The sequence below is a fragment of the Streptomyces kebangsaanensis genome (assembly GCF_001906585.1).
Taxonomy (GTDB): Bacteria; Actinomycetota; Actinomycetes; order Streptomycetales; family Streptomycetaceae; genus Streptomyces; species Streptomyces kebangsaanensis.
The window spans coordinates 23,770-29,194 of record NZ_JUJA01000148.1 but is presented as its reverse complement, the minus strand read 5'-3'; the positions used below and the strand labels follow the sequence as shown (position 1 = coordinate 29,194).

The following is a 5,425-nucleotide window of genomic DNA, read 5'->3' as shown; positions in this document are numbered from 1 at the left end:
GGCATCCGCCGTGTCCTGGCGGAGGCCCGCTCGTACGTGGACTCGCCGCCGCCGCTGGGCCGCGTCCGGTCGTCCTTCGCGAAGAGCGACGCACGTACCCTGCGGGCCGACGGTCCCGGCTGGTCGATGGTGGCCCGCACCGACGACATCGCCTTCGTGCTCCTCGACGACGAGCCCGGCGAAGTACTGCCGGTCGGCCGGGGCCCGGAGCTGCCCGGTCTGCTGGAAGCCCTCGACAAGCTGGCGGTGCGCCCCCTCTGACCTCCCGTACTCCTACGAGCGCCTCCCTCTGACGCACATCTTGCCTCCCCCTGAAGGGTCGTCGCTCCATGTGGTGCCAACCCATGGATGACGTGGGGCCGGCCCGCACGACGGGGCAGTCCCGGGCTCCACCCGCCCGTGCCGTCCCTGCCGACCCTTCGTGCCCTGGAGGCCGTCGTACGTCTGTCCCGAGGTGTCCCGCTCGTCGCCGCCGTGCCGGCCGCGGGCGTCACATGACCCGTTCCCGCCGCGGCCGCGGCCGGTGCCGGCGGCCACTGCGCGGGCAAGGAACGCCTTCGGATGCCGGGCGCGGCCTTCCAGCAGACCGCTTGCCTGTCCGATCCGACCACCACCGGACTGCACCGGTACTACACCGTCCAGGGCGGCACGCACGTCGACGGGCTGTACGACACCCGTCCCGACCGGCTGCGGCCGATCCTGCCCTGCTACCGGTCGGTGTTCGACGCGCTGGTGGCGTGGGTGGAGCGCGGTGTCCGGCCGCCCGCGGACCGGACCGTCGGCAGGCCCGCGAGCGGCGATGAGGTCGACTCCTGCGCCCTGGACGGCAGCGGAGGACCGGGGCGGTAGCGCTTCAGCGGCCTAGCTCCCTGCGGGTGACACGGCGCAGCCGACGCCGCTGGGAGGGGTCCAGCGCGAGGTACGCGGCGGCCGGGATTCCCAGGATTATCAGGAGGGCGGCCCACCAGGGCAGCCAGATCAGCAGGATGAGCCCGACCGCCACTCCTCCCGCGGCGATCTTCGCGTTCTTCGACATCTGTCGCCTCCTTCACGGCCATTACCGCTCTCTGTCGGAACAACGGCCCCGCGCTCCCGGCGGTTCCGGACCACGACCCTGAGACATCCCTGAGACACACCCCCTACTGGTCGCGCCGTGCCACGGAGTGGCGGCGCCCCTTTGCCCGCGCGGTGACCCGCGTCACTTCTGCGCCGTTCCCAGTCGACCGCCTGCGTGCTGTACCCTCGGCGGCCCGACCCGAGTAGTCAAATTTGAGGAATCGGCATCGCTGTGCAGAGAACGCCCACGGCAACACCGTCCGAGGTCTCCGAACCGGCCCGCTGCTGTGCGGTGTTCGTGCCGGCCGACCCCGCCCGCGCCGGCCGGGTCGCCTTCTGGCTCCCCGACGGCTCTCCTCCCCCGGCCACGGCCTCCGCTGCCGTGGAGGAGATGACGGTCGTCGTCCCCCGCGGCAGCGGCGTGAAGGCAGTGACCGTACCGGCTGCCGTGCTTCCCGTACGTACGGCCCTGCAGGTCCTCACGCACGCGCGTGTCACCGGGCAAGGACACCGCGCCACCGTGTTCTGGGGCGCGGCGGCCGTACTGGGTCTGCGCCTCGTGGCGCGGGGTCTGCTGCTGCCTGGGCTGTCCGCCGGTGATCACGACGCCTGGCGCGCGGCTCCGCTGCGCGGCCAGGACGCGGAGGACGTCCGCGCGCTGGCCGCCTCGATGCCGCCCGAGGCACACGCCGTCCCGGTCGACGGCACCGGGCCGCTGCGGCTGCCCGACCCCGAGCGGCTGCTGCGGGCCTTCCTCGACGCGGTGGCCGACACCCTGCCCCGCTCCCCCGCCGCGCCCCTCGTCACAGGAGGCGCGGCCTACGCGGCACTGGAGGCGCGGCACATCCCGGAACAGCGGGTCTGGGCCGCCGAGGTCGCAGCGGGCCACGACGCGGGCGCGAGGATCTCGCTGCGCGTCGAGGTGCCCGGGCTCGAGTCCGCCGGGCAGCACGGGACGGAGCCTCGGTTCCGCGCGGTGCTGCAGGTGCACAGCATCAGCGATCCCGCGCGGGTCGCCGACGCCGCCGAGGTCTGGGCCGGACCGGGCCGCGCGGACGGGATGTTCGGCCCGCGCGTGCGGACGGACGTCCTGCTCGCGCTGCGCCGCGCGGCCCGTTCATGGCCCGCTCTGACGCCGCTGCTGTCGGCGGCCGTGCCGGATGCCGTCAGGCTCGCCGACGAGGAGGTCGCCGAACTCCTCGGTGAGGGCGCCCGGGCCCTCACCGCGGCCGGGGTGGACGTGCACTGGCCCACGGGAATGGTCCGCGGGCTGCTGTCCGGAGCCACGGTCGGGCCTCCGGACGACGACGGCGGCTCCAGGGACGCGCTGTCGTATTCCCGCACGGTCCTGTCCGCCGGCGCCCCGCTCGCCTTCGACTGGTGGTTCGCGCTGGGCGACCAGCGGCTCACCCGGGAGGAGCTGGACCGCCTGGCGGAAGCGAACCGGCCCCTCGTGCGGCTGCGCGACCAGTGGGTCCTGGTGGACCCCGGGGAGCTGCGCCGCGCCCGTGCCCGGCGGGACCACAGGATCACGCCCGTGGAGGCGCTGGGTGCCGCCCTGACCGGCTCCGCGGAGGTCGACGGCCGCCTGGTCGAGGTCCGGCCCACGGGATGGTTGGCGGCCCTCCGGGACCGGCTCGCCGCCCCGGAGACACAGGAGCCGGTCGGGCAGCCGGCCGCGCTCGCCGCCCCTCTGCGTGACTACCAGCTGCGCGGACTGGACTGGCTGGCCCGGATGACGTCGCTGGGACTGGGCTGCTGTCTCGCCGACGACATGGGCCTCGGCAAGACGATCACGCTGATCGCGTTGCACCTGCACCGCCGCGGCGACCCGGCGTCCGCCGGACCGACCCTCGTGGTGTGCCCGACGTCGCTGATGGGCAACTGGCAGCGGGAGATCGAGAGGTTCGCGCCCGGCACGCCCGTACGGCGCTTCCACGGCTCCCGACGCGACCTGGAGAACCTGGCCGACGGGGAGTTCGTCCTCACCACGTACGGCACCATGCGCCTGGACGCGCGGCGCCTGGCCGGGGTGGCGTGGGGCATGGTCGTGGCGGACGAGGCCCAGCACGTGAAGAACCCGTACTCCGCGACGGCCCGGCAGCTGCGTTCCATCGGCGCACGCGCACGCGTGGCGCTCACCGGCACCCCGGTGGAGAACAACCTGTCCGAGCTGTGGGCGATCCTCGACTGGGCGACGCCCGGGCTGCTGGGCCGGCTCGGTACCTTCCGCACCCGCTACGCGCAAGCCGTCGAGAGCGGCCGGGACCCGGCCGCCGCCGAGCGATTGGCCCGGCTCGTCGGCCCGTTCCTGCTGCGGCGCCGCAAGTCGGATCCGGGGATCGCCCCCGAACTGCCGCCGAAGACCGAGACCGACCGCGCGGTGTCGCTCACCGCGGAACAGACGGGCCTGTACGAGGCCCTGGTCCGCGAGACGCTCGCGGAGATCTCCGGCGCCGGGGGCATGGAACGGCGCGGCCTGATCGTGAAGCTGCTGACCGGCCTGAAGCAGATCTGCAACCACCCGGCGCAGTTCCTCAAGGAGGACCACCCGAGGACCACCGGCCGCTCCGGGAAGCTGGAGCTGCTGGACGAACTGCTCGACACCGTCCTCGCCGAGGGGGCGAGCGTGCTGGTCTTCACCCAGTACGTGCGGATGGCGCGTCTGATCGAGCGGCACCTGACGGCACGCGGCGTGCGGTCGCAGTTCCTGCACGGCGGCACGTCCGTCGCCGAGCGGGAGGCCATGGTCCGGCGCTTCCAGGCCGGCGAAGTCCCGGTGTTCCTGCTGTCGTTGAAGGCCGCGGGCACCGGACTGAACCTCACGCGCGCGGAGCATGTCGTGCACTACGACCGCTGGTGGAATCCCGCCGTCGAGGCTCAGGCCACCGACCGGGCGTACCGGATCGGGCAGGACAGGCCCGTGCAGGTGCACCGGCTGATCGCCGAGGGCACGATCGAGGACCGTATCGCCGATCTGTTGCACCGCAAGCGGGAACTGGCCGACGCGGTCCTGGGGTCGGACGGGGCCGCGCTCACCGAACTGACGGACAAGGAACTGGCCGACCTGGTGGAGCTGCGAGAGGGATGGCGATGACGGAGCACTTCACCGACCGGGAGCGCACGTTCGCCGCGCCGCCGCCCGCGCGCGGGCGCGGTTTCGCCGGCACGTGGTGGGGCCATGCCTGGCTGAAGGCGCTCGAGGACACGGCTCTCGACACCGAGCAGGTGAGGGCCGGCCGCAGGCTCGCCCGCGCGGGAGCGGTGGGCGCGGTGTCGGTGCGCCCGGGCCGGATCACGGCCGTGGTGCACGACCGCGACCGTACGGCGCACCGTGCGGACGTCCTGCTGGAGGAACTGTCCGACGACGAGTGGGCCCGGTTCCTGGACGTGGCCGTCGAACGGTCCGGGCACCTGGCGGCGCTGCTCGACCGCGATCTGCCGCCGCACCTCGTGGAGGACGCGGCGGCCGCGGGCATCGAGCTGCTGCCCGGGATCGGCGATCTGGAACCGGAGTGCGACTGCGGTGCCTGGGACCACTGCGGGCACACCGCGGCTCTCTGCCACCTGGTGGCGCGGCTGCTGGACCAGGATCCGTTCGTCCTGTTGCTGATGCGCGGCCGGGACGAACGAGCTCTTCTCGCCGAGCTCCGGGCCCGTGACAGCGCGGACGGCGACGGGTCGCCCGCGCCGGACGGCGTGGACGCCGCGGAGGCCTATGCCGCGGCATTCGCACTTCCTCCCCTGCCGCCCCTGCCCGAACCTCCCGCGGCGCCGGGCCCGCCACCGTCCCTGGACACCGAGGCCCCGCCGACGCCCGGGATCGACCCTGCCTCGCTGGAGTTCCTGGCCGCGCAGACCGCTCTGGCGGCGCACCTGTGGCTCGGCGGGACGCTGCAGATTGCGACAGGGAGACCGGCGCCGACCGGGGAGCGCACGCCGGCCCTGGAGCCGACCGTCGCCCAGGACGCCGTACGCCTGGCGGCGGGCACCTCCGACGGCGCCGTGCTGGACCGCCTCGCCGAGGGTTCGGGGCGCGGCAGGCAGGAGCTGGCACGGGCCGTGCTCGCCTGGCGGTCCGGAGGTGCGGCCGGCCTGTGCGCGCTCGAGGAGGAGTGGACGCCCGACGGCGAGGCCCACGCACGCGCGTGTGCCGCTGTCGAGGCGGCCTGGGAGGGGGACGAACGGCCGTTGCTGCGGGCCGAGGGCAACCGCTGGACCGTCGTCGGCGAGGACCGACAGCTCCGCTTCGGGCAGGACGGCCGCTGGTGGCCCTACCGGAAGGAGCGGGGCCACTGGGTGCCGGCCGGCTGCGCGGTCCGGGACCCGGCGACGGCGCTGGCCGCGACGGAACGGGGCCCGGGGCGGG

General features: G+C 74.4%; 3 protein-coding genes and 2 pseudogenes. 4 read left to right on the top strand and 1 reads right to left on the bottom strand.

What is annotated here, in order from left to right; genetic code table 11:
* Positions 1 to 261, top strand: a pseudogene (locus tag RH94_RS44370) (hypothetical protein); the annotation flags it as partial.
* A gap of 357 nt (positions 262 to 618) precedes the next feature.
* Positions 619 to 849 (top strand): annotated as a pseudogene (locus RH94_RS23945) (tannase/feruloyl esterase family alpha/beta hydrolase); the annotation flags it as partial.
* Positions 850 to 853: 4 nt separating this feature from the next.
* On the opposite strand, the gene RH94_RS23940 reads toward RH94_RS23945, so the two are convergent.
* Positions 854 to 1,036 (bottom strand): hypothetical protein, encoded by a 183-nt coding sequence (locus RH94_RS23940; protein WP_073949824.1) that lies wholly within the window; start codon positions 1,034 to 1,036, stop codon positions 854 to 856.
* A gap of 252 nt (positions 1,037 to 1,288) precedes the next feature.
* On the opposite strand from RH94_RS23940, the gene RH94_RS23935 reads away from it, so the two are divergent.
* Both RH94_RS23935 and RH94_RS23930 read left to right on the top strand, forming a co-directional pair.
* The gene (locus RH94_RS23935) at positions 1,289 to 4,153 is read left to right on the top strand and encodes a DEAD/DEAH box helicase (protein WP_073949822.1); all 2,865 of its coding nucleotides are present in this window, start codon (positions 1,289 to 1,291) and stop codon (positions 4,151 to 4,153) included.
* The coding region (locus RH94_RS23930; RefSeq protein WP_073949857.1) for an SWIM zinc finger family protein at positions 4,150 to 5,425 on the top strand (1,276 nt) is incomplete at its 3' end. The genes RH94_RS23935 and RH94_RS23930, both read left to right, overlap by 4 nt.

Coding starts and splice junctions, on each gene's coding strand:
- RH94_RS23940 (WP_073949824.1), bottom strand. CDS start 1,036: ATGTCGAAGAACGCGAAGATCGCCGCGGGAGGAGTGGCGGTCGGGCTC.